Below are 21,008 nucleotides of genomic sequence, written 5' to 3' on the forward strand. Positions count from 1 at the left end.
CCGCCCTACCGGTCGAGCGCGTTGTCGATGGACCGCAGCGCCGCCCGCCAGGCCCCGTCCGGGTCCCGGCCCGCCTGGTCGACCTGGAGCATCCCCAGGTCGGCGAGGTGCTGGGCGATCAGCCCGTCCTTCGGGCCGACCGGCGCCCGCGGCACCCCGAGCGCCGCCCCGGCGAAGATCCGGCCCACCGGCGCGTCCCCGAAGTACGGGTGCCGGGCGTCGGCGACCGCCGGGAGCCGGTAGGCCGCCGAGGCGCTGGGGAAGCTGCCGCGCCGGGCGAACAGCCGGGCCTGCTGGGCGGGCGCGGTCAGCCAGGCGGCCAGCCGGGCCGCCTCCGTGCGGTGCGGCCCGGCCGCCGGGACCACCAGGAACGAACCGCCCCAGGCCCCCGGCCGGGGCGCGGCCGCCACGTCCCAGCGGCCCCGCCCGGCCGGGCCCGCCTTGTCCTCGATGTAGCCGAGCATCCACGCCGGGCAGGCCACCGTGGCGAACGCCCCGTTCGCGAAGCCCTGGTCCCAGCCGGGCGTGAACTGCTGCAGCCGGGCGGTCAGCCCCTCGCGCGCGAACGAGGCCGCCAGGTCCCAGGCATCCCGTACCGCCGGATTGCGGTCCACGACCAGCGCGCCCCGCTCGTCGTAGAAACGGACGGCGGCGCTGCCGGTGGCCGCCGCGAGCACCCCGGACGCCGAGTCGGTGAACGCCGTCCCGCGCGGCGCCCGGGCCGCGAAGCGCCGCCCCGCCGCCAGGAACCGCCGCCAGTTCCCGGCCCACAGCCGGGCCACCGCCGCCCGCCCGGTCGGCAGCCCGGCCCGCGCGAACAGGTCCTTGCGGTAGCAGACCGCCTGCGGCCCGATGTCGGTGCCGAGGGCGACCGTACGGCCGTCCCGGCCGGTGCCCTGTGCCCACTTCCACGGCAGGAACGCGGCCCGGTCCACCCCGGGCACCGCGCCCAGGTCGAGCAGCCGCCCGCCCTGGGTGGCGACCACCTCGGCGATGTTGCCGACCTCGACGGCCTGCACATCGGCGAGCCCGGAGCCGGTGACCAGATGGGTGAGCAGCTGCGGGTAGTAGTTCTCGTTGCGCTCGATGGAGCTCTGCCGGACCGCGATCCCGGGGTGCAGCCGCATGTACGCGTCGTACAGACCGGCCTCCTTCAGGCCGAAGGCGCCGAACACGCCGACGGTGAGCGTGACCGGCCGCCCGGCCGGATCCACCGCGCCGTCCCGGGCCGCGGCGCGCGGCTCCGGCGGATCGGTCGCGCACCCGGCCCCGGCCAGCAGGACCAGCGGCAGCAGCGCCCCGAGCAGCGCGCGTCGCACGGCCGGCCCGGTCCGTCTCCTGGCGCTCATGGCGCGACCGTAGTGCGCCGGGCGCGGCCGGACGGCACCCGGCGCCCGGGGCCCGGCCGCGTGCCACCCGGCCGGGCCCGCCCGTGCCACCCGCGCGGGCGAAATCTTGCGATGATGAGAGCGGAAGGGTGAAGGCCGCACGAGCGGCGCACCCCCTTCATGTGAACGTACGGGGTCGGTGCGGCTAGCATCGCGAAACCCGAAGCAGGCGTTGGACCGGACGGAGAGTGGGCTGTGGCGCGACCGCGCGTGGGTGTGGCGGTGCTGACGATGGGCACCCGCCCCAAGGAGCTGCGGGCGCTGCTCGCCTCGGTGGACCGGCAGGACGAGCGGGCCACCCGCGTGGTCGTGATCGGCAACGGGGCGGGCTCCCTCGCCGAGCTGCCCGAGGGCGTGCACGGCGTGGAGCTGCCGGAGAACCGGGGAGTCTCGGGCGGCCGCAACGTCGCCATCGAGACCCTGCGGGCCTTCGGTGACGTCGACGTCCTCGTCGACCTCGACGACGACGGCCTGCTCGTCGACACGGACGTCTTCCGGCGGATGTGCGACCTGTACGAGGCGGACCCGGCGCTCGGCATCGTCTCCTTCCGGATCGCCGACGAGCACGGCGAGACCCAGCGCCGCCACATCCCGCGGCTCGGCGCCAAGGACCCGATGCGGGCGGGCGAGGTGACCACCTTCCTCGGCGGCGGCCACGGCCTGTCCATGACGATGCTCGACCAGGTCGGCGGCTGGCCCGAGGACTTCTTCTTCACCCACGAGGAGACCGACCTCGCCTGGCGCGCGCTCGACGGCGGCTGGACGGTCCGGTACGAGCCGGAGCTGCTCCTCCAGCACCCGAAGACCAGCCCGGCCCGGCACGCCGTCTACTACCGGATGACCGCCCGCAACCGGGTCTGGCTCGCCAAGCGCAACCTGCCCGCCCCGCTGGTCCCGGTCTACCTCGGCGTCTGGACGCTGCTCACGCTGGCCCGCACCCGCTCGCTGCCCGGCCTCGGCGCCTGGTTCGCCGGCTTCTTCGAGGGCGTCCGCCGCTCGGCGGGCACCCGCCGCCCGATGAGCTGGTCGACGGTGTGGCGGATGGGCCGACTGGGCCGCCCGCCGGTGATCTGACCGGGAGTGACCTGACTCACGGACAACAGGAGGACGGGCCCGCTCCTTCGGGGGGCGGGCCCGTCCTCTTTCTTATGTCGGCGGCGTACAACGACAGAGGCCCGGTTCTTCCGAACCGGGCCTCTGTCTCACCAGGGTGAGTGACGGGACTCGAACCCGCGGCATCCTGGACCACAACCAGGTGCTCTACCAGCTGAGCTACACCCACCATGACCGGCTGTTCACCCGAAGGTTTCCCTGACCGGCCGAGAAGAAGTCTACAGGGTTCTGGGGGGTGCTCGCGCACACGTTTTCCCCAGGGGGATCCGGTGGGCGCGAGCCGGGTGTGCGGAGGGCTATTCGGCGGACTGCGCGGCGGACGACGCGGCCGACTGCTCGGCGTGCTGCTCGGCGGACAGGACGTGCCGGGCCGCGATGCTCTTCGCGGTCTCCGAGTCCGGACCGGGCTGCGGGACGAAGATCGCCTCGCGGTAGTAGCGCAGCTCCGCGATGGACTCGCGGATGTCGGCGAGCGCCCGGTGGTTGCCGTTCTTGTCCGGACTGTTGAAGTACGCCCTCGGGTACCAGCGGCGGGCCAGTTCCTTGACCGAGGAGACATCGACGATCCGGTAGTGGAGGTGTCCCTCCAGGGCCGGCATGTCGCGGGCGAGGAACCCGCGGTCGGTACCGACCGAGTTCCCGCACAGCGGGGCCTTGCCGGGCTCCTTGACGTGCTCGCGGATGTACGCGAGGACCTGGGCCTCCGCGTCGGCCAGGGTGGTCCCGGCGGCGAGGGCGTCGAGCAGGCCGGAGGACGTGTGCATCTGGCGCACCACGTCCGGCATGGTCTCCAGGGCTGCGTCCGGCGGGCGGATCACGATGTCCACGCCTTCGCCGAGCACGTTCAGTTCCGAGTCGGTGACCAGCGCGGCCACCTCGATGAGTGCGTCTTCCGTCAGCGAGAGCCCGGTCATCTCGCAGTCGATCCACACCATGCGATCGTTCATGCGTCCCACCTTAGGGCCTGTCCGGCGGATCATGGCCGGGGCCGGGGCCGGGGCGCCCCGGACGGCCCGAAGGGCGCCCGGGCCGCTGCCCGGACGCCCTTCGGCGGGTCCTGCTGTGGTGCTGTGCGCTACGGCATGCGCTGGCCCGGCAGGGCCGCCCGGCCCGGCGCGTACACGTCGGAGCCCGGCTTGGCCGACTCCAGCAGGTGGCCCGGGCGCCGTGGCGCGCCCTGGAGCTGCGCCTGCGCCGGGACCATCGCGTCGAGCACCGCCGTACCGCCGTCGCCCTGCGGACGCCGGGCCCGGTACGCCGCCCGGTAGGCGGCGGGCGAGGAGCCCAGCTGCCGCCGGAAGTGACCGCGCAGGGCCACCGGCGAACGGAACCCGCAGCGGCCCGCGACCTCGTCGACCGAGTAGTCGGAGGTCTCCAGGAGCCGCTGCGCCTGGAGCACCCGCTGGGTGATCAGCCACTGCAGCGGCGCCGAGCCGGTCAGCGAGCGGAACCGGCGGTCGAAGGTCCGCCGGGACATGTACGCGCGGGCGGCGAGCGTCTCCACGTCGAACTGCTCGTGCAGGTGCTCAAGGGCCCAGGCGACGACCTCGGCGAGCGGGTCGGCGCCGATCTCCTCGGGTAAAGACCTGTCGAGGTAGCGCTCCTGGCCGCCGCTGCGCCGCGGCGGGACGACGAGCCTGCGGGCGAGCGCCCCGGCGGCCTCCGTGCCGTGGTCGGTCCGCACGATGTGCAGACACAGGTCGATGCCGGCCGCGGTACCGGCGGAGGTCAGCACGTCGCCGTCGTCGACGAACAGCTCCCGCGGGTCCACATGGACCGACGGGTAGCGCTTGGCGAGCGTCGGCGCGTACATCCAGTGGGTGGTCGCCGGGCGGCCGTCGAGCAGTCCGGCGGCGGCGAGCACGAACGCGCCGGTGCACAGACCGACGATGCGCGCGCCCTCCTCGTGCGCCCGGCGGAGCGCTTCGAGCGCCTCCGGGGGCGGCGGCGAGGTGATCGAGCGCCATGCGGGCACGACCACGGTGCCCGCCCGGCTGATCGCCTCCAGGCCGTACGGCGCGGTGAGTTCGAGCCCGCCTGTGGTCCGCAGGGGGCCGTCCTCGCCGGCGCATACGAGCAGTCGATAGCGTGGCACCCCCGCGTCCTGGCGGTCGATGCCGAAAACGGAGAGCGGGATGGAGCTCTCGAAAATGGGGCCACCGCTGAACAGCAGTACCGCGACGACTTCGCGACGGCGGCGCCCGGACAGCTTCCGTACCGCCTCTGGTGCGGCGGAGTCCTGGCTCATGACGCTAAGCCCCCCTCGGTGTTGGCGTCTCCCTGGTCGTGTCGCTGTGCCACGTTTCCCCTCGGTTTTGCGCGAGACCCCAGTCTTCGGTATCCATGATCGAATCTACTGCGTCCGGTGGCACCCGGGTGCCACGTTCTCGTTCCGGCAGATTGTCGACATGGCAACTTGGCGCGAAGCATTCGATCGGGAACCCCAGCCCAACGCGGTGATGCCTGGTACTACGCGGGTTGCGCGGTCTTCGGCCAAGGGCTCTTCGTTGACCGGAACTTGGCTGAAAACATACGGGATCGGCTGTGCGACCCTGTCAACTCCGCGAGTGGTGCTCGGCCCGCAGACCCCGTTCCGAGCGTCTCAGGAGCACCCGGCAGACCGCCGTCACGGCGAGCAGTCCGAGGGCGGTCCCGGCGGCCCCGCCGAGCGAGGTGCCGTACACGAGGAGCACCACCGGGACGAGCACGCAGCAGAACACCGCCCAGCGGACCACCTCGCCCCCCGGGTCGGGCGCCGGTCCCTCGTGCGCCGTCGGTGCGATGTCCGCCGCGCGCTCCGCGGGCGCGGCCGGTGCGGCGCCGCCGGGCCTGGCCCGGCGGCGCCCGCGCCCGGCGGGCACCGGGGGCCGGGCCGGCGTGGCGGGTGCGAGCCAGGAGTCGGGGTGGGTGTCGGTGTCCATGGGCGACGGTGCGGGCACGGGCGGGCTCCCTGCGACGGTGACGTTGACCTGCTGGAAACGAGGAGCGGAACGTTCCGGTCACTGCGCGGGACGCCCGTTTGGCCCCCCTAAGGACACCTGTAGGGCACATCCGGCATTGCGCTACGGCGCGGGGCTCGTGCATGCTCCCTGCAACGTCGCACGGGCACCCCCGTCGGCGCCCTGGGCACGAGAGGAGTGTCGCCGTACCCTTGGGGGTATGGGCTTGGGAAGATGATTCCCGGACACAGCTCCCCGCGACGATCCGCGACTCTCTGCTCTGCTCCCCGTCGTTCCGTCCCCTTCCGTCCCTTCCCAGAGGACCCTCTTCGCCGAGACACCGATGGCCGGTCACGAATACCCCGAACCCGCGGACCGCAAGCGCGTCGCCGACTCCACGGTCGACCCCCTCGCGGTGGAACAACCACGTCTCTCCTGCGACCCGGCCTTCCGGCACGGTGTCGTCGTCGGCTTCGACGGCTCGATGTCCAGTGAGCGCGCCCTCGCGTACGCCATCGGCATGGCCCGCCGCTCCGGCTCAGGGCTGATCATCGTGCACGTCGCCAACCGGCTGCCCACCACCGTGTGGGCCGGCTGCGAGCCGCCCGTCTTCGTCGACGTGCCCGACCACCGCACCGAGGTCCTGGGACTCGAGCTGGCCTGCGCGGAGCACCTGTCCGAGGTGCCCTGGATCCTGGTCGAGCGCGGCGGCGACATCTGCCACGAGCTGGAGGAGGTCGGCCGGGAGTACTCGGCCGACGCGATCGTCGTGGGCTCCACGCACGGCGTCGTCGGCCGGATCTTCGGCTCGGTGGCCGGCCGGCTGGCCCGCCGCGCCCAGCGCCCGGTCGTCGTCATCCCGTAGGGCGGGTCCCGATCCCGTAGGGCGGGTCCCGTCCCACCGGTCACACCCGCCCCGTGCGTTCAACTCCCTTGTTCCGGCGATAAATTCAGCCGCTCGCAGGTGGATTGTGTGCTTGTGAAGGGTACATAAAAAGCACCGTCACAAAGCGGTCCAAGCAGCACAACTGCACACCTGAAGGGAGCCCGCCGTGTCCAATGAAGCCGCCGCGGGAAACACCACCTCCACGCTCGGAAACCTCGCTCTCGGACTGACCCTGCTGGCCTTCGGCATCGGCTCCACCGGCGTGATCGACCACGTCGGGGCGTCGGACGCCGCCGGGCTCGCGACCTGGGTCGGCGGTGTGGCCCTGTTCGTCGTCGGTCTGCTCGCGCTGCGCGCGGGCAACACCGGTGAAGGCACGGCCTCTGTGGCGCTCGGCGCCTTCTGGTTCACCTGGGGCACCGGTGTCGGCGGCAGTGGCTCCGCCGAGGCCGTCGGCCTCTTCCTGCTCCTGTGGGCGCTGCTCGCGCTCACCCTGACCCTGGCGTCCGGCGGTTCCGGGCTCTTCGGACAGGGCGTGTACGGGCTGCTGTTCGTCGCCCTGCTGCTGCTCGGGATCGGCGCCCTCGCCGACAACTCGGGCCTGGCCAAGGCGGGTGGCTGGATCGCCGCGGCGGCCGGTCTCGCGGCCTGGTACGGCGCGACGGCCGCGGTCGCGGGCTGGCCGCTCGCCCTGTCCCGCTCGGGCCGCGGGGCGGCAGCGGCGGGCTGACCGCCCGTGCGGGCCGGGACGCCCGTACGGGAAACGAAAGAGCGAGACGGCCCTCGTCCTCCTGGGGTGGACGAGGGCCGTCTTCGGTGTCCGGTCGGCGCCGGGGGACAGGCCCGGCGGGCGCGGAGGCCGGGGGACAGGCCCGGCGGGTCCGCTATTCGACCGTGACGGACTTGGCCAGGTTGCGCGGCTTGTCGATGTCGCGGCCCATGGCGAGCGCCGTGTGGTACGCGAGGAGCTGGAGCGGGATGCCCATCAGGATCGGGTCCAGCTCGTCCTCGTTCTTCGGCACGACGATGGTGTGGTCGGCCTTCTCCTGCACCTGGTGCGCGACCGCGAGGATCCGGCCGCTGCGGGCCTTGATCTCCTCCAGGGCGGCGCGGTTCTTCTCCAGGAGGTCGTCGTCGGGGACGATCGCGACCGTCGGCAGCGCGGGCTCGATGAGGGCCAGCGGACCGTGCTTCAGCTCGGAGGCCGGGTACGCCTCGGCGTGGATGTAGGAGATCTCCTTCAGCTTGAGGGAGGCCTCCAGGGCGACCGGGTAGCCACGGACCCGGCCGATGAACATCATCGACTGCGCGCCCGCGTACTTCTTGGCCAGCTTGCGGATGTCGTCCTCGCTCTTGAGGATCTCCTCGATCTGGCCGGGCAGCTTGCGCAGGCCCTCGATGATCCGCTTGCCGTCGGTGACGGACAGGTCGCGGATCCGGCCGAGGTGCAGGGCGAGCAGCGCGAAGGCGACCACCGTGTTGGTGAAGCACTTGGTGGAGACGACGCAGACCTCGGGGCCCGCGTGCACGTAGACGCCGCCGTCGGCCTCGCGGGCGATGGCCGAGCCGACCACGTTGACCACGCCGAGGACGCGGGCGCCCTTGCGCTTGAGCTCCTGGACGGCGGCGAGCACGTCGTAGGTCTCGCCGGACTGGGAGACCGCGATGTAGAGGGTGTCGGGGTCGACGACCGGGTTGCGGTAGCGGAACTCGGAGGCGGGCTCGGCGTCGGCCGGGATGCGGGCCATGCCCTCGATGAGGGAGGCGCCGATCAGACCGGCGTGGTACGAGGTGCCGCAGCCGAGGATCTTGATCCGGCGGATCGAACGGGCCTCGCGGGCATCGAGGTTGAGGCCGCCGAGGTGCACGGTGGAGAAGCGGTCGTCGATCCGGCCGCGCAGCACGCGGTCGACCGCGTCGGGCTGCTCGGAGATCTCCTTGTGCATGTAGGTGTCGTGACCGCCCATGTCGTACGAGGCGGCCTCCCACTCCACGGTCTCGGGCGTGGCGTTGGTGGACGCGCCGGAGGTGGTGTACGTGCGGAAGTCGTCGGCCTTCAGGGTGGCCATCTCGCCGTCGTCGAGGGTGACGACCTGGCGGGTGTGGGCGACCAGGGCGGCGACGTCGGAGGCGACGAACATCTCCTTCTCGCCGATGCCGAGGACGACCGGGGAGCCGTTGCGGGCCACCACGATGCGGTCGTTGAAGTCGGCGTGCATGACGGCGATGCCGTAGGTGCCCTCGATGTGCTTGAGCGCCTCGCGGACCTTCTCCTCCAGGGAGTCGGCCTGGGACCGGGCGATGAGGTGGGTGATGACCTCGGTGTCGGTCTCGGAGAGGAAGACGACGCCCTCGGCCTCCAGCTTGGTGCGCAGCTCGGCGGCGTTGTCGACGATGCCGTTGTGCACGACGGCGACCTTGTTGTCGGCGTCGAGGTGCGGGTGGGCGTTGATGTCGCTGGGGGCGCCGTGGGTGGCCCAACGGGTGTGCGCGATGCCGGTGGTGCCGGTGAAGCGCTTGGGGACGCGGGCCTCCAGGTCGCGGACGCGGCCCTTGGCCTTCACCATCTTCAGGCCGGCGGCCTTGGGGCTGGTGACGACGATGCCGGCGGAGTCGTAACCCCGGTACTCAAGCCGCTGGAGTCCTTCGAGGAGGAGGGGGGCGACGTCACGCTTGCCGATGTAGCCGACGATTCCGCACATGGTGGGGGCCAGTCTCCTTGGGTCGGTGGGTGGTGCTCAGTCGTTGCCTGCTCAGCGGTTGCCTGCTCGGCCGTCGCTCAGCCGTAGACGATCCGGCGCAGCTGCCGGAGCGAGAGTTCGGGCGGGGCCACGGCGCGGTGGGGCAGTTCGGCGGCGATCCGTTCGAAGATCTCGGCGTTGACCGAGCCTCCGGACTGCAGCTCGCGGTGGCGGCGGCGGACGAACTCCTCGGTCGACTCGTCGAAGTACGCCAGCACGTCGAGCACCACCCGGGCCGCCTCGCCGCGCTGGAGCGAGGTGGAGCGGACCAGATGGTCGATGAGGTCGTCGTGCGACGTGCGGCGTTCGAGCACCCGAGAATATTGAGGGGTTCTCGACGCCCATTGCAAGAATCCTGCCCGATATCGGGCAGCGGACGTCATGATCACGCCGCCGAACGGGTTAATTGGTCTACACCTTGACCCCTCGGTGGGGCACGCGGTACGCATGGTGACTGTTCGGATACGCATAGCCGCAGTCGCAAGCCCGTCGCCCGTCGCCCGTCGTACCGACGAAAGGGATCTGCCTGTGAGTCCGCGCAGAACGCTTCCCCTGCTCCTCGCCAGCCTGCTGCTCACCGGGGCCGCCGGGGCCACCGGAGCCGCGGGTGCTGCCGCGTCCGGTTCCGCCGGGGCCGCCGCCGCACCGCCCGCCGTGCGCCCGCTCGGCGACGTGGTGCCCGCGCCCGCCAAGGTGACCGCGGCCGGCTCCCCGTACACGCTGACCGCCGCCACCCTCGTCCGGGTCGACACCGCCGACCCGGCCTCCGGCGAGATCGGCGGCTACCTCGCCGGGCTGCTCCGCCCCGCCACCGGCTATCCGCTGCCGGTCGTCGATGACGGCGCCGGGTCCGGCGGCATCCTGCTGCGGCTCGACCCGAAGGCCACGACGCTCGGCGACGAAGGGTACGAGCTGCGCTCCGGCGCCGCCGGGGTGACGCTCACCGCCAGGGCGGCCGCCGGGCTCTTCCGCGGCGTGCAGACGCTGCGCCAGCAGCTGCCCGCGTCGGTCGAGAAGCGCACCGTGCAGGCCGGGCCGTGGAAGATCGCGGGCGGCACGGTCACCGACACCCCGCGCTACGCGTACCGGGGCGCGATGCTCGACGTCTCCCGGCACTTCTTCACCGTCGAGCAGGTCAAGCGCTACATCGACCAGCTCGCCCTCTACAAGATCAACAAGCTGCATCTGCACCTGAGCGACGACCAGGGCTGGCGGATCGCCGTCGACTCCTGGCCCCGGCTCACCACGTACGGCGGCTCCACCCAGGTCGGCGGCGGCCCCGGCGGCTTCTACACCAAGGCCGACTACCGCGAGATCGTCCGCTACGCCGCCTCCCGCTACCAGGAGGTCGTCCCGGAGATCGACATGCCGGGCCACACCAACGCGGCCCTCGCCTCCTACGCCGAGCTCAACTGCGACGGCGTCGCCCCGCCGCTCTACACCGGCACCGACGTCGGCTTCAGCTCGCTGTGCGCGCCGAAGCAGATCACGTACGACTTCGTGGACGACGTGGTGCGCGAGCTGGCCGCGCTCACCCCGGGCCGCTACCTCCACATCGGCGGCGACGAGGCGCACTCCACCAGCCACGCCGACTACGTGACCTTCATGGACAAGGTCCAGCCGATCGTCGCCAAGTACGGCAAGACCGTCATCGGCTGGCACCAGCTGACCGGCGCCACCCCGGCGCCCGGCGCGCTCGCCCAGTACTGGGGCCTGGACGGTTCCTCGGCCGCCGAGAAGCAGCAGGTGGTGAACGCGGCCAAGGCCGGGACCGGCATCATCATGTCGCCCGCCGACCGCGCCTACCTCGACATGAAGTACACCGCCGCCACTCCGCTCGGCCAGGACTGGGCGGGCCTCGTCGAGGTCAAGCGCGCCTACGACTGGAACCCGGCGACCCTGCTGCCCGGCATGCCCGCCACCGGCGTCGCGGGCGTCGAGGCCCCGCTGTGGACCGAGACGATCAGTACCAGCGCCCACATCGACCGGATGGCCTTCCCGCGCCTGGCGGGCATCGCCGAACTCGGCTGGTCCCCGGCGGCCAAGCACGACTGGACCGACTACCGCCAGCGCCTCGGCCGCCAGGGCCCGCGTCTGACGGCCCTCGGCGTCGACTTCTACCGCTCCCCGCAGGTGCCGTGGGCGACGGGTTGACCTGCGCTTGAGGAGTTCTTTGAACCCCCTTGGCGCGCGCCGCCGTTCGACTGGGTGCCGGGCTCCTGACGGCTCATCCGGTACGACGATTGGAAGGCTCGACATGAAGCGCATCGTGGTAACGGGAATGGCGGCCGCGGCCGCACTGGTCATGACCCTGGCGGTCCCGGGCACGGCCAACGCCGCGAGCAACACGACGATCGGCAGCGGCCCCGTCCTCGGCTACGCCTACTCCAACGGCAACTACACCGGCGCGGTGCTCACCATCCGCGGCGACTGCGGCGCGTCGGGCGCGGGCAGCCAGCTCTTCAACCTGCCGCACGAGTGGAACGACACCATCAGCTCGTTCAAGCCCGCGACGAAGTTCTACGACTTCTCGCTGTACGAGCACGGCAACGGAGTCGGCTCCGAGTACTACATCCCCGCCGCCAACAGCGGCGACACCGGCCTTGAGGTCGTCCTGCACTTCAACGACATGACCAGCTCGATCCGTTGCTGGTTCTGACGGGCGGAGCGGGGCGCTGAGCGCTGAGCGCTGACGTGGTGCGGCCGTACGGGGCGATTCCCGTGCGGCCGCACGGTCATAGGCTCTCCCGGGCCTCCTGGATCAGGGCCACGGAATCCGCCTGCGAGAGCGATATGGCCTGGAGCTGGAGGAAGCGCATGAGCAGGGTGCGCACGGCGCTGGTCTCGCGTTCCACGAAGCCGCGCAGAGGGGATTCGGCGTAGGCGGCCACGGACCTGTCGGGGAGGGTGGGCAGGATGATCTGGCGGGTGAACGGCAGCATCCCTTCGACGGCGAACGGGACCACCTGAAGCATGGTGCGATGTCTCCCCGCGAAGTCGATCAGATGCTGGAGCTGGGCGTCCATGACCGCGCCGCCGCCGATCCGGCGGCGGATGCAGCTCTCGTCCAGCACCACGGACGTCAAGGGTGATTGTCGCGCCACCGCGGCCTGGCGTTCGGCGACGAGCGAGATGTGCCTCTCGGCCTGCTGCTGTGTCACCTGGCCGCGGCGCACCTCCGTCGCGGTCACCGCATGGGTGTACTCCGGCGTCTGCAAAAGGCCCGGGATGATCCCGACGTCGAAGATGCGAAGCTCGATGGCTTGTTTCTCGTAGCCGACGTACTCCGGGAATCCTTCCAACAGCTTGCCGCCCCGCATCTCGTGCCACTCGCGCTCGAACGACTCCGCAGCTCCGGCGGTCTCGAAGACCTGGTCAGCTCTTCGAGAGAAGGGGAGAGTCGGCGGCTTGCGACCTGTTTCGACGGCCGAAATGTGCTGCCCGGAGCATGCCATCCGAGTCGCCAGCGTGTTCTGGCTCCAGCCGCGCGCATCGCGCTGACCGCGCAGACGCGCGCCGAACGCGGCCTGTGGGCTGGTCTCCGGATTCAACACCTTGCGATTGACCACAACTCTTCCTTCGCAGTCGGCGAGTTGACCAGTTGAAGGATGCCCGACCCTGGGCCACGCTGACGCCTCCTGGTGGTGAATCCGTCACAGAGAGGAGCGGCCGTGGCCGCGCGTCCCCTTCCCGAACCGCCGCCGTCGAACGGCGCCTTCGTCGCCGACACGAGCCACGAAACCCCCCGCCTCGGCCGCGTGCTCCGCACCCAAGCCGGCCGCGTGCACGTCAGTCCGCCCGGCGGCGGCGCCGAGTGGACCGCCGTGCCCGGGGATCTGCGCGCGCCCACCGAGGACGAGTGGGCTCGGATCCGCGTCCTCACCACCCCCGTGCCCCGCGCGCTCGTCCTCTCCGCCGACCACGAGCTGCGGCCCCGGCCCGTGCCCGTACCGGACTGCGCGCCGTGCGCGTATCTCGTGGAGCGGTTCGACCTGCACATGGGCGCCGGGCCGCAGCACGACGAATCGGCCGCCGTGGACTGCGTCGTCGAGATCCGTAACCACCCGCACGACCCGCCGAAGATGCGGATCGAACGGCCGTGACCGAAGCGTCGGTAGCACTGGCGATCCACGAACACTTCTGCGCGCCCCCGCGCGGACGATGCCCCGCCGCTCCGCCCCCTCGTTATGGGGGAGCGGTCACGTCCCGCCCTCGGTGATGTCCGGCAAGACCGACCGAGGACGGGACCCAGTCCCCATCGAAGACATCGAAGACAGAGACAGGAGACCACGGTAATGAGTGATCTGTACGCGCGGGAGGTATCCGGCCAGCTCGCCGCGCTCTGCGGCGGCGGGACGGACAACGACGGAAGCATGGAGAGCTGCATCACCCTCGCCGAGCTGCGCGGCGGCGGATACGCGCTGGGTGACAGCAAGCCCGAGGGCGCGGGGCGCGAGCTGCGGATGAGTGCTGCCGAGATCACCGCGTTCGCGCGGAGCTGGCTGGCCAGGACCGCGACGGCCGAGGTGGCCACCGGCTGACCCACGGCGGGGTCCGGCGCCGTCACCGGACGGCGCCGGACCCCGTCCGGCTCCCCCGTCCGCACAGCCGAAGGAGTCAGCCATGCCGCTGGCCGATCTCGTGGACGAAGTCCCGGAGATCCTCACGAACTGGCCCACCGAACCGACCCTTTTCCACCGCGCCCACCTCGACGACGGGGGCACCGTCTCCGTACGGCAGCTCCAGACGATCAAGCCTTCGCTGAGCGTCCTGCGGCGCGAGATCCAGCGGGAGACGGGCTGCCTCGCGCACGTCAACGCGTACCTGACCCCGACGGGCGCCCAGGGGCTCAAGTACCACTACGACCCGTACGTCACGCTCATCGTCCAGCTCTCCGGCCGGAAGACATGGCCGCTGCACCCGCCGTTCGTCGAGCACCCGACGCTCGAACACGGCAACTTCCTGGAGCGCGGCTTCACCCCCGAGGAACGGCGCCGTCTCGCGCACACGCCCCCGGCCCGGTCGTTCACGCTGCGCCCCGGCGACGTGTTCTGGCTGCCGCGCGGGTACGTGCACTCGCCGTACACCGTGGGCGACGAACCCTCGTTGCACCTGACGTTCGCGCTCAAGGAGCGGACGTTCCACTGGCTGGCGTCCGAGATGACGCGGGAGATCCTGTCCCAGGCGCTCGCGGATCCCGCGCTGCGGGCCGCGATCCCGCCGGACGCACTGCTGCGCGCTCCCGAGGACGCCGTCCGGTGGACCAGGGAGTATCTGATCGGCGCGCTGCTGCTCCGCGAGGCCGATGAGCTGGCGGAACTCGCCAGGACGGCCGGTCGTGGGTGACGCGGACGGGGGCCAGGACCGGACGACGGGCCGGCACTGGCACGCGTACGCCTACACCGGGCGCGCCCACTCCGACGCGGCGGTCCGGCGGGGTGAGGTCCCGGTCGATCATCCGCCGATCGAGATCAAGGACTGGCTGCGCAAGCCCGTCGCGCAGCTCGTGGGCACGTACGGGGACGGCGACGTCGCCGGGGCGCTCGCCTGGGTCGAGGGGGAGCTGACCCGGAACCCGCCCGTCGACGAGGAGCACTTCCCGGTCTGGGACCGGTTGCGGCGGGTCCGGGCGACGCTCGGGCTCGTGCGGGGGAACGACGTGGTGCTCGGGTACTACTCGAAGGCCGGGCAGTACGTGTCCCGGGCGCTCGTCGGCTGTCCCCGTGCGGAAGGGGGCGCCTGCCCGTACGGGAAGTGACGGCGAAGGGACGGGGAACAGAGATGGGGGCCCCGCCGGAGGACCGAACTCCGGCGAGGCCCCCATCGGTTCTGGGGTGGGGCAGGGGGCGTCAGGCGAAGCGGGCGATCGGGTTCACCAGGTCGCCGACCAGCTGGAGGGCGCCCGAGGGGTCCGCCAGGTCGACCATCTGCTTGTTGTTGCGCAGCTGGAGGCGGTTGAGGGCCGAGAGGGCGAAGGTCTCGGTGAAGATGTCGTACTGGGCGAAACGATCCGCCAGTTCCGGCTTCGACGCCTGGTACGACTTCACGCAGTCGGCGACCGCGCGCCAGAAGTCGTCCTCGTCGAGGACGCCCTCCGCCGCGAGCGTGGCGCCGAGGAAGCGGAAGAAGCAGTCGAAGACGTCCGTGAAGACGGACAGCAGCTTCATGTCCTCGGGGACCTCGGCGCGGATCCGCTCCACCGCCGGCGGCAGGACCGCCTGCGGGTCCATGACGCAGATCTCCTCGGCGATGTCCTTGAAGATCGCGCGCGGCACCGCGCCCTTCTCGTCCAGGACCAGGATCACGTTCTCGCCGTGCGGCATGTAGACCAGGTCGTAGGCGTAGAAGCAGTGCAGGATCGGCAGCAGGTACGCGTCCAGGTAGCCGCGCAGCCACTCGGCCGGGGCGAGGCCCGACTCCTTGATCAGGGCGCCCGCGAAGGAGGCCCCGGCGTGGTCGACGTGCAGCAGGGAGGCCATGGTGGCCAGCCGCTCGCCCTCGGCGAGGGTCGGCACCGGGGACTCGCGCCACAGCGCGGCCAGCATCTTGCGGTACGGGGAGTAGCGGTCGGTGGCGGCCTCGTACTCCAGGTGCCGGTAGCCGACCGCCGCGCGCTCACGGATGATCGAGAAGCGGGCCGCGGTGAGCACCGGGTCGGCCTCGATCAGACCGGCCAGCCAGTCGTTGATCGCGGGCGTGGCCTCCATGTACGCGGCCGAAAGTCCGCGCATGAAGCCCATGTTGAGGACCGAGAGGGCCGTCTTCACATAGTGCTTGGCCGGGTCGGTGGAGTTGAAGAAGGTACGGATGGACTGCTGCGCCAGATAGGCGTCGTCGCCCTCGCCCAGGTAGACCAGGCGCTGCTGCGCCACCTCGGCGGCGAAGGTCACGGCCATCTTGTTCCACCACTGCCAGGGGTGCACCGGCACGAGCAGGTAGTCGGCGAGGTCGAGGCCGCGGGCGGCCAGGGTGGCGGCGAAGCCGTCCACGGCGGTGTCGCCCAGCTCGGCCCGTACGAAGGTCTCGTAGTCGATGCCCGCGCCCGCCGTGAAGGTGGTGCGGTCCTTGTGCGCGGCCAGCCACACCAGGTGTACCGGGGTGGCCGCCTCGGGGGCGTACGCGCGGTACTCGTCGACGCCGAAGCCGAGCCGCCCGTTGTTGGCGACGAAGCACGGGTGGCCCTCGGTCATCCCGGTCTCGACGGCCTGGAACCCGGCCCGGGCCAGCTCGGCGGAGGTGACCTGGGGCTTGGTCGACTTGTACGCGGTGCCGGCCAGGGTGGAGGAGATCTCCTCCAGGTACACCGGCAGGATCTCGTCGCTCAGGCCGAGCGAGCCGCGCAGCTCGGTGATGAACAGCAGGGCGTCCAGGGGGAGTTCCTCGGCGCCCCGGTGGCGGCTGATCGACTCGGGGTGGACCTGCCAGTGGTCGAGCGCGTAGCGGTCGGCGGCGAAGCGGTACTCGGTGGCGCCGTCGTCGCTGGACACCGCGTACCGGCCGTCGGCGAGCTCGCGCGGGTGCAGCAGCCGCTCGTGGACGAACTCGGCGAGGCCCTTGCGGATCAGCGCGCGGTTGGCGGCGGCCCAGCGCTCGGGGGTGAGGTGGGCGACCGGGTCGGTGTACGTGCTCATGCGGCGGCTCCCACGGCGGCCTCGAACTGGGCCCGGGTGCAGAAGCTCAGCAGGGCCTTCTTCTCCGGCTTCTGGATCTCCCGCTCGGGCACGAAGCCGACGGCCTCGTTGAGCGCGTGCACGGCCTTGTTGCGGACGTCCGGCTCGACGACCACCCGGGCGGTGGCCGGGTCGGCGAACAGCTCGCGCATCACGGCGGTGATCACGGTGCGGGTGAAGCCGTGCACGGGGGTGTCGGTCGGGGCGACCAGGAAGTGCATGCCGACGTCGCCGGGCTCGGCCTCGTACAGGCCGACCAGCTCCGCCCGCGCGGGGTCGTAGCGCTCCATCAGGAACGCGGGCGCGCCGTCGACGGTGCCGATGAAGGCGTCGTGGTGCGGGTTGGCGGCGATCGCCATGTACTCGCGCTCGACGTCCTGCAGTTTGAAGCCCTGCATCAGCCAGTAGGACGCTTTGGCGTCGGTGACCCAGGGGTGGATCAGCTCGGCGTCCTTCAGCGGGTCCAGCGGGCGTATCCGGATGTCGGCGGTGTCGGGGGTCTCGGCGGTCATACGGCGAACTCCTGGAACGCGATGGTCTTCTCGACGGGGTAGTAGGCGGACCCCAGCATCTCGCCGATGATGTAGGCGTTGCGGTACGCCCCCATGCCCAGGTCGGGCGAGGTGATCGAGTGGGTGTGGACGGCGGAGTTCTGCAGGAACACGCCGCGGCCGGTGGTGTCGATCGCGTAGTTGCGGGCGACGTCGAACCGGCCCTGGGAGTCCCAGCGCAGCCGGTCGCGGACCGGCTCCAGGAACGCGGGCACCGCGTACTTGTAGCCGGTGGCGAGGATCAGGCCCTCGGTCTCGACCGTGAAGTCCTTCTCCTGCTCCTCCTGGCGGAAGCCGAGCGTGTACGAGCCGGTGGCCTCGTCGTACGCGGTGGAGTGCAGCGCGGAGTTGGTGAGCAGCCGGGTGGCGACGGGGCCGCCGAGGTTCTTCTGGTAGAGCAGGTCGAAGATGGCGTCGATGAGCTCGCCGTCGATGCCCTTGAAGAGGCCCTTCTGCTGGGTCTCCAGGCGGTAGCGGGTCTGCTCGGGGAGGGCGTGGAAGTAGTCCACGTACTCCGGGGAGGTCATCTCCAGGGTGAGCTTGGTGTACTCCAGCGGGAAGAAGCGCGGGGAGCGGGTCACCCAGTTGAGCTGGTAGCCGTGGACGTCGATCTCGGCGAGCAGGTCGTAGTAGATCTCGGCGGCGCTCTGGCCGCTGCCGACCAGGGTGATCGACTTCTTCCGCTGGAGCGCTTCCTTGTTCTGCAGGTAGCGCGAGTTGTGGATGAGGTCGCCGCCCAGGTCCTGGCAGGACTCGGGGACGTACGGCGGGGTGCCGGTGCCGAGCACGATCCGGCGGGCGCGGTACGTCTCGCCCGCCTCGGTGGCGACGACGTACAGCTCGGCGGACTCGTCGTAGGAGACGGTGCTCACCGTGGTGTCGAAGCGGATCGAGGTCAGCTTCCCGGCGGCCCAGCGGCAGTAGTCGTTGTACTCGGTCCGCAGCGGGTAGAAGTTCTCGCGGATGTAGAACGAGTACAGCCTGCCCTTCTCCTTCAGGTAGTTGAGGAAGGAGTACGCCGAGGTCGGGTCGGCGAGGGTGACCAGGTCCGACATGAACGGCGTCTGGAGGTGGGCGCCTTCGAGGAACATCCCGGAGTGCCATTCGAAGTCCGGCTTGGACTCCAGGAACACGCCGTTCAGTTCGGCGATCGGCTCGGTGAGGCAGGCGAGGCCCAGGTTGAACGGACCGAGCCCGATGCCGATGAAGTCGTGGATCTCAGGCGTGGACAAGGTTCTCTCCCAGGTACTGCTCGGCGTGGCCGGCTATCAGATCGAGGACGGCGGCGATGTCGGCCACGGTCGTCTCGGGGTTGAGCAAGGTGAACTTGAGGTACTGGCGGCCGTCGACCTTGGTGCCCGCGACCACGGCCTCGCCGGAGGCGAACAGGGCCTTGCGGGCGTAGAGGTTGGCGCGGTCGATGTCGGCGGGCGAGGTGACGTTCTCGGGGACGTAGCGGTAGACCAGGGTCGACAGGCTGGGCTCGACCACCACGTCGTAGCGCGGGTCGGCGGCGAGCAGCTCGAACCCGGCGGCGGCCAGGTCGCAGACCTCGTCGAAGAGCTGGCCGATGCCGTCGGCGCCCATCACGCGCAGCGTCATCCACAGCTTGAGGGCGTCGAAGCGGCGGGTGGTCTGCAGCGACTTGTCGACCTGGTTGGGGATCCGCTCGGCGAGCGTGCGCACCGGGTTGAGGTACTCGGCGTGGTACGTGGCGTGCCGCAGCGTGACGCCGTCGCGGACCAGCAGGGCGGACGAACTCACCGGCTGGAAGAACGACTTGTGGTAGTCGACGGTGACCGAGTCGGCCCGCTCGATGCCGTCCAGGAGGTGGCGGCGGGTCGGCGAGGCGAGCAGGCCGCAGCCGTAGGCGGCGTCGACGTGCATCCAGGCGCCGTACTCGGCGGCGAGCGCGGCGATCTCGGGCAGCGGGTCGATGGAGCCGAAGTCGGTGGTGCCGGCGGTGGCGACGATCGCCATCGGGACCAGGCCCTCGGCGCGGCACGCCTCCAGCTCGGCGGCGAGCACGACGGACTGCATCCGGCGCTCGCGGTCGACCGGGATGGACACGACGGCCTCGCGGCCGAGGCCGAGCAGGGTGGCGGACTTCTGCACGCTGAAGTGGCTGCAGTCGGAGGAGAAGATCCGCAGTTTCGTCAGGTCGCCGCCGGCCTTGGTGACGGCCTCCTCGCGGGCGAGCAGCAGCGCCTGGAGGTTGGACTGGGTGCCGCCGCTGGTGAACACGCCGTCGGCGAGCGGGCCGAGGCCGATGCGGGCGCAGGTCCAGTCGACCAGTTTGCGCTCGATCAGGGTGCCGCCCGCGCTCTGGTCCCAGGTGTCGAGCGAGGAGTTGACGGCGGAGAGCACGGCCTCGCCGAGCACGGCGGGTATGACCACCGGGCAGTTGAGGTGGGCGAGGTAGCGGGGGTGGTGGAAGTAGACGGCGTCGCGGAGGTAGACGTCCTCCAGCTCGTCGAGGGCCGCCGTGGCGTCGCCGAGCGGCTTGTCGAGGTCGACGGCGTCGACGACGGGAGCGAGCTCGGCGGGCGTGACGCCCGTGAACGGGCCGCGGGTCGTGGCGAGTTTCCTCGCCACCCGCTCGACTCCTTCGGTGACGGAGTCTCGATAGGACTCCGCCGTCGTGGCGTTGAGCAGGTGGGAGCGCATGTGGGGGCCCTTCCGGGAGTGAGGGGACGCAAGGAACTCTCGGTGAAGCGGTCTTGGTTAGGTTAGCCTAACCTAAGTTTGCAGCACAACGGCCCCCCGCCCGTGAAGGGTCGGGGGGCCGTTGTCGTGGGGGCCGAAAGTCCGTACGGGGAAGGTCAGTTGGCCCCGGCGGTGGCGGCCTCGGCCGCGGCGGACTCCGCCTGCGCGTCCGCCTCGGTCTCGTCCGGCACCTCGCGCAGGGCGTCCTCCGAGAGACCCTTGCGCCAGTAGCCGACGAACGTCACCCGGCGCCGGTCGAGCCCGCGCTCCCGGACGAAGTGCCGGCGCAGCGCCTTCACCGCGCCGGACTCGCCCGCGATCCACACGTACGGGGCCTCGCCCGGCAGTTCGGCGCCCGCGATCACCTCGACGGCGGGCGGCGCGCCCTCCTCGCGGACCAGCCAGGTCACCGTGGCGTCGGCCTCGGTGGCCAGCTCCATCCGGTCGCCGGAGTACGGGACTTCGAGATAGACGTGGGCACGGGTCTCGGCCGGCAGCCACTCCAGGATGGCCGAGGCGGCGGGCAGCGCCGTCTCGTCGCCCCAGATGAGCACCGAATCGGCGTCCGCGGGCAGCCGGAAGCGCACCGCGGTGTTGTCCGCGACGCCCGGGCCGAGCACCACGACCCGGTCACCGGCCTTGGCGTGCTGCGCCCAGCGGCAGGCGGGCCCGCCGTCCTCGTGCACCGCGAAGTCGATGTCGACCTCGGGCACCGGCGAGAGGCGCTGCTCGCGCACGGTGTACGAGCGCATCACGGCCCGCTCGTCGTGCGGCAGCGCCCGGTAGGCGCCCAGGACCGCGTACATGTCCTGGTCCAGGGGCGGCAGGACCGGCGCGTCCTGCCCGGGGTGCGGCAGGAAGAGGGAGAGCGACTGGTCGCGGCCCCCGGCGGCGAAACGCTTCAGCTCGTCACCGGTGAAGGTGACCCGGACCAGCGACGGGCCGAGCCGCCGCGTCCGGTCGACCTGGAGGGAGAAGAACTGGAACGGGGCGGTCTCGGCGGTCGTCATGGGG

Annotated in this window: 20 protein-coding genes, 1 tRNA gene and 1 pseudogene; 9 read left to right on the forward strand and 13 right to left on the reverse strand. The window is 71.4% G+C overall.

The window, feature by feature from the left end; translation table 11 throughout:
• Positions 1-5: 5 nt before the first annotated feature.
• Positions 6-1,349: an ABC transporter substrate-binding protein gene (locus tag ACIPXM_RS21860; RefSeq protein ID WP_401657782.1), complete on the reverse strand. Its 1,344-nt coding sequence runs from the start codon at positions 1,347-1,349 to the stop codon at positions 6-8.
• 234 nt (positions 1,350-1,583) lie between these two features.
• Between ACIPXM_RS21860 and ACIPXM_RS21865 the strand changes: the two genes are divergently transcribed.
• Entirely contained in the window at positions 1,584-2,462 is an 879-nt protein-coding gene (locus ACIPXM_RS21865; RefSeq protein WP_401657784.1) for a glycosyltransferase family 2 protein, read from the forward strand.
• A 135-nt stretch (positions 2,463-2,597) separates the two neighbouring features.
• Here the strand turns inward: ACIPXM_RS21865 and ACIPXM_RS21870 are convergent.
• From ACIPXM_RS21870 to ACIPXM_RS21885, 4 genes and pseudogenes are all read right to left on the reverse strand, one after another.
• A tRNA-His gene (locus tag ACIPXM_RS21870) sits at positions 2,598-2,670 on the reverse strand.
• A 127-nt stretch (positions 2,671-2,797) separates the two neighbouring features.
• The gene (orn, locus tag ACIPXM_RS21875; RefSeq protein ID WP_401657786.1) at positions 2,798-3,448 is read right to left on the reverse strand and encodes an oligoribonuclease; all 651 of its coding nucleotides are present in this window, start codon (positions 3,446-3,448) and stop codon (positions 2,798-2,800) included.
• Between the two features lie 128 nt (positions 3,449-3,576).
• On the reverse strand, positions 3,577-4,749 hold the full coding sequence (locus ACIPXM_RS21880) for a helix-turn-helix domain-containing protein (protein ID WP_401657788.1): 1,173 nt from the start codon (positions 4,747-4,749) through the stop codon (positions 3,577-3,579).
• Positions 4,750-5,086: 337 nt separating this feature from the next.
• A pseudogene (locus tag ACIPXM_RS21885) lies at positions 5,087-5,275 on the reverse strand (hypothetical protein); the annotation flags it as partial.
• Positions 5,276-5,783: 508 nt separating this feature from the next.
• On the opposite strand from ACIPXM_RS21885, the gene ACIPXM_RS21890 reads away from it, so the two are divergent.
• Positions 5,784-6,305 carry a universal stress protein gene (locus ACIPXM_RS21890; RefSeq protein WP_401657790.1) on the forward strand — a complete coding sequence of 174 codons (522 nt, stop codon included), beginning with the start codon at positions 5,784-5,786 and terminating at the stop codon, positions 6,303-6,305.
• Positions 6,306-6,492: 187 nt separating this feature from the next.
• Entirely contained in the window at positions 6,493-7,056 is a 564-nt protein-coding gene (locus ACIPXM_RS21895; RefSeq protein WP_401657792.1) for a GPR1/FUN34/YaaH family transporter, read from the forward strand.
• Between the two features lie 154 nt (positions 7,057-7,210).
• On the opposite strand, the gene glmS is transcribed toward ACIPXM_RS21895, so the two are convergent.
• On the reverse strand, positions 7,211-9,028 hold the full coding sequence (gene glmS / locus ACIPXM_RS21900; protein WP_401657794.1) for a glutamine--fructose-6-phosphate transaminase (isomerizing): 1,818 nt from the start codon (positions 9,026-9,028) through the stop codon (positions 7,211-7,213).
• A gap of 77 nt (positions 9,029-9,105) precedes the next feature.
• A complete protein-coding gene (locus ACIPXM_RS21905; protein ID WP_401657796.1) occupies positions 9,106-9,381 on the reverse strand; it encodes a hypothetical protein in 276 nt (91 codons plus the stop codon).
• Between the two features lie 214 nt (positions 9,382-9,595).
• Here ACIPXM_RS21905 and ACIPXM_RS21910 point away from each other — a divergent pair, with 214 nt between their 5' ends.
• A complete protein-coding gene (locus tag ACIPXM_RS21910; protein ID WP_401657798.1) occupies positions 9,596-11,221 on the forward strand; it encodes a beta-N-acetylhexosaminidase in 1,626 nt (541 codons plus the stop codon).
• 103 nt (positions 11,222-11,324) lie between these two features.
• On the forward strand, positions 11,325-11,726 hold the full coding sequence (locus ACIPXM_RS21915; RefSeq protein ID WP_401657800.1) for a hypothetical protein: 402 nt from the start codon (positions 11,325-11,327) through the stop codon (positions 11,724-11,726).
• A gap of 76 nt (positions 11,727-11,802) precedes the next feature.
• Here the strand turns inward: ACIPXM_RS21915 and ACIPXM_RS21920 are convergent, their stop codons facing one another.
• A complete protein-coding gene (locus tag ACIPXM_RS21920) occupies positions 11,803-12,636 on the reverse strand; it encodes a helix-turn-helix domain-containing protein (protein ID WP_401657802.1) in 834 nt (277 codons plus the stop codon).
• 102 nt (positions 12,637-12,738) lie between these two features.
• On the opposite strand from ACIPXM_RS21920, the gene ACIPXM_RS21925 reads away from it, so the two are divergent.
• The 4 genes from ACIPXM_RS21925 (at position 12,739) to ACIPXM_RS21940 (ending at position 14,825) form a co-directional block, all read left to right on the forward strand.
• Complete coding sequence (locus ACIPXM_RS21925; protein ID WP_401657804.1) at positions 12,739-13,170, forward strand: hypothetical protein; 432 nt, start codon at positions 12,739-12,741, stop codon at positions 13,168-13,170.
• 192 nt (positions 13,171-13,362) lie between these two features.
• Complete coding sequence (locus ACIPXM_RS21930; RefSeq protein ID WP_401657806.1) at positions 13,363-13,608, forward strand: DUF397 domain-containing protein; 246 nt, start codon at positions 13,363-13,365, stop codon at positions 13,606-13,608.
• Positions 13,609-13,690: 82 nt separating this feature from the next.
• Positions 13,691-14,413, forward strand: coding sequence for a JmjC domain-containing protein (locus ACIPXM_RS21935; protein ID WP_401657808.1), 723 nt, complete (start codon positions 13,691-13,693; stop codon positions 14,411-14,413).
• Positions 14,406-14,825 (forward strand): hypothetical protein, encoded by a 420-nt coding sequence (locus ACIPXM_RS21940; protein WP_401657810.1) that lies wholly within the window; start codon positions 14,406-14,408, stop codon positions 14,823-14,825. The genes ACIPXM_RS21935 and ACIPXM_RS21940 overlap by 8 nt, the downstream gene beginning before the upstream one ends.
• A 91-nt stretch (positions 14,826-14,916) precedes the next feature.
• Here the strand turns inward: ACIPXM_RS21940 and ACIPXM_RS21945 are convergent, their stop codons facing one another.
• The 5 genes from ACIPXM_RS21945 to ACIPXM_RS21965 form a co-directional block, all read right to left on the reverse strand.
• Positions 14,917-16,698, reverse strand: coding sequence for an IucA/IucC family protein (locus ACIPXM_RS21945; protein ID WP_401657812.1), 1,782 nt, complete (start codon positions 16,696-16,698; stop codon positions 14,917-14,919).
• Positions 16,695-17,249, reverse strand: a complete 555-nt coding sequence (locus ACIPXM_RS21950; RefSeq protein WP_401657814.1) for a GNAT family N-acetyltransferase — start codon at positions 17,247-17,249, stop codon at positions 16,695-16,697. Before ACIPXM_RS21950 ends, ACIPXM_RS21945 begins: the two co-directional genes overlap by 4 nt.
• Positions 17,246-18,520 carry a lysine N(6)-hydroxylase/L-ornithine N(5)-oxygenase family protein gene (locus ACIPXM_RS21955; RefSeq protein ID WP_401657816.1) on the reverse strand — a complete coding sequence of 425 codons (1,275 nt, stop codon included), beginning with the start codon at positions 18,518-18,520 and terminating at the stop codon, positions 17,246-17,248. The genes ACIPXM_RS21950 and ACIPXM_RS21955 overlap by 4 nt, the downstream gene beginning before the upstream one ends.
• Positions 18,507-19,955, reverse strand: a complete 1,449-nt coding sequence (locus tag ACIPXM_RS21960) for a pyridoxal phosphate-dependent decarboxylase family protein (protein WP_401657818.1) — start codon at positions 19,953-19,955, stop codon at positions 18,507-18,509. Before ACIPXM_RS21960 ends, ACIPXM_RS21955 begins: the two co-directional genes overlap by 14 nt.
• A 155-nt stretch (positions 19,956-20,110) precedes the next feature.
• Entirely contained in the window at positions 20,111-21,004 is an 894-nt protein-coding gene (locus tag ACIPXM_RS21965) for a siderophore-interacting protein (protein WP_401657820.1), read from the reverse strand.
• Positions 21,005-21,008: the final 4 nt, after the last annotated feature.

Origin of the sequence: Streptomyces sp. NPDC090025, assembly GCF_044748125.1 — a bacterium.
Taxonomy (GTDB): domain Bacteria; phylum Actinomycetota; class Actinomycetes; order Streptomycetales; family Streptomycetaceae; genus Streptomyces.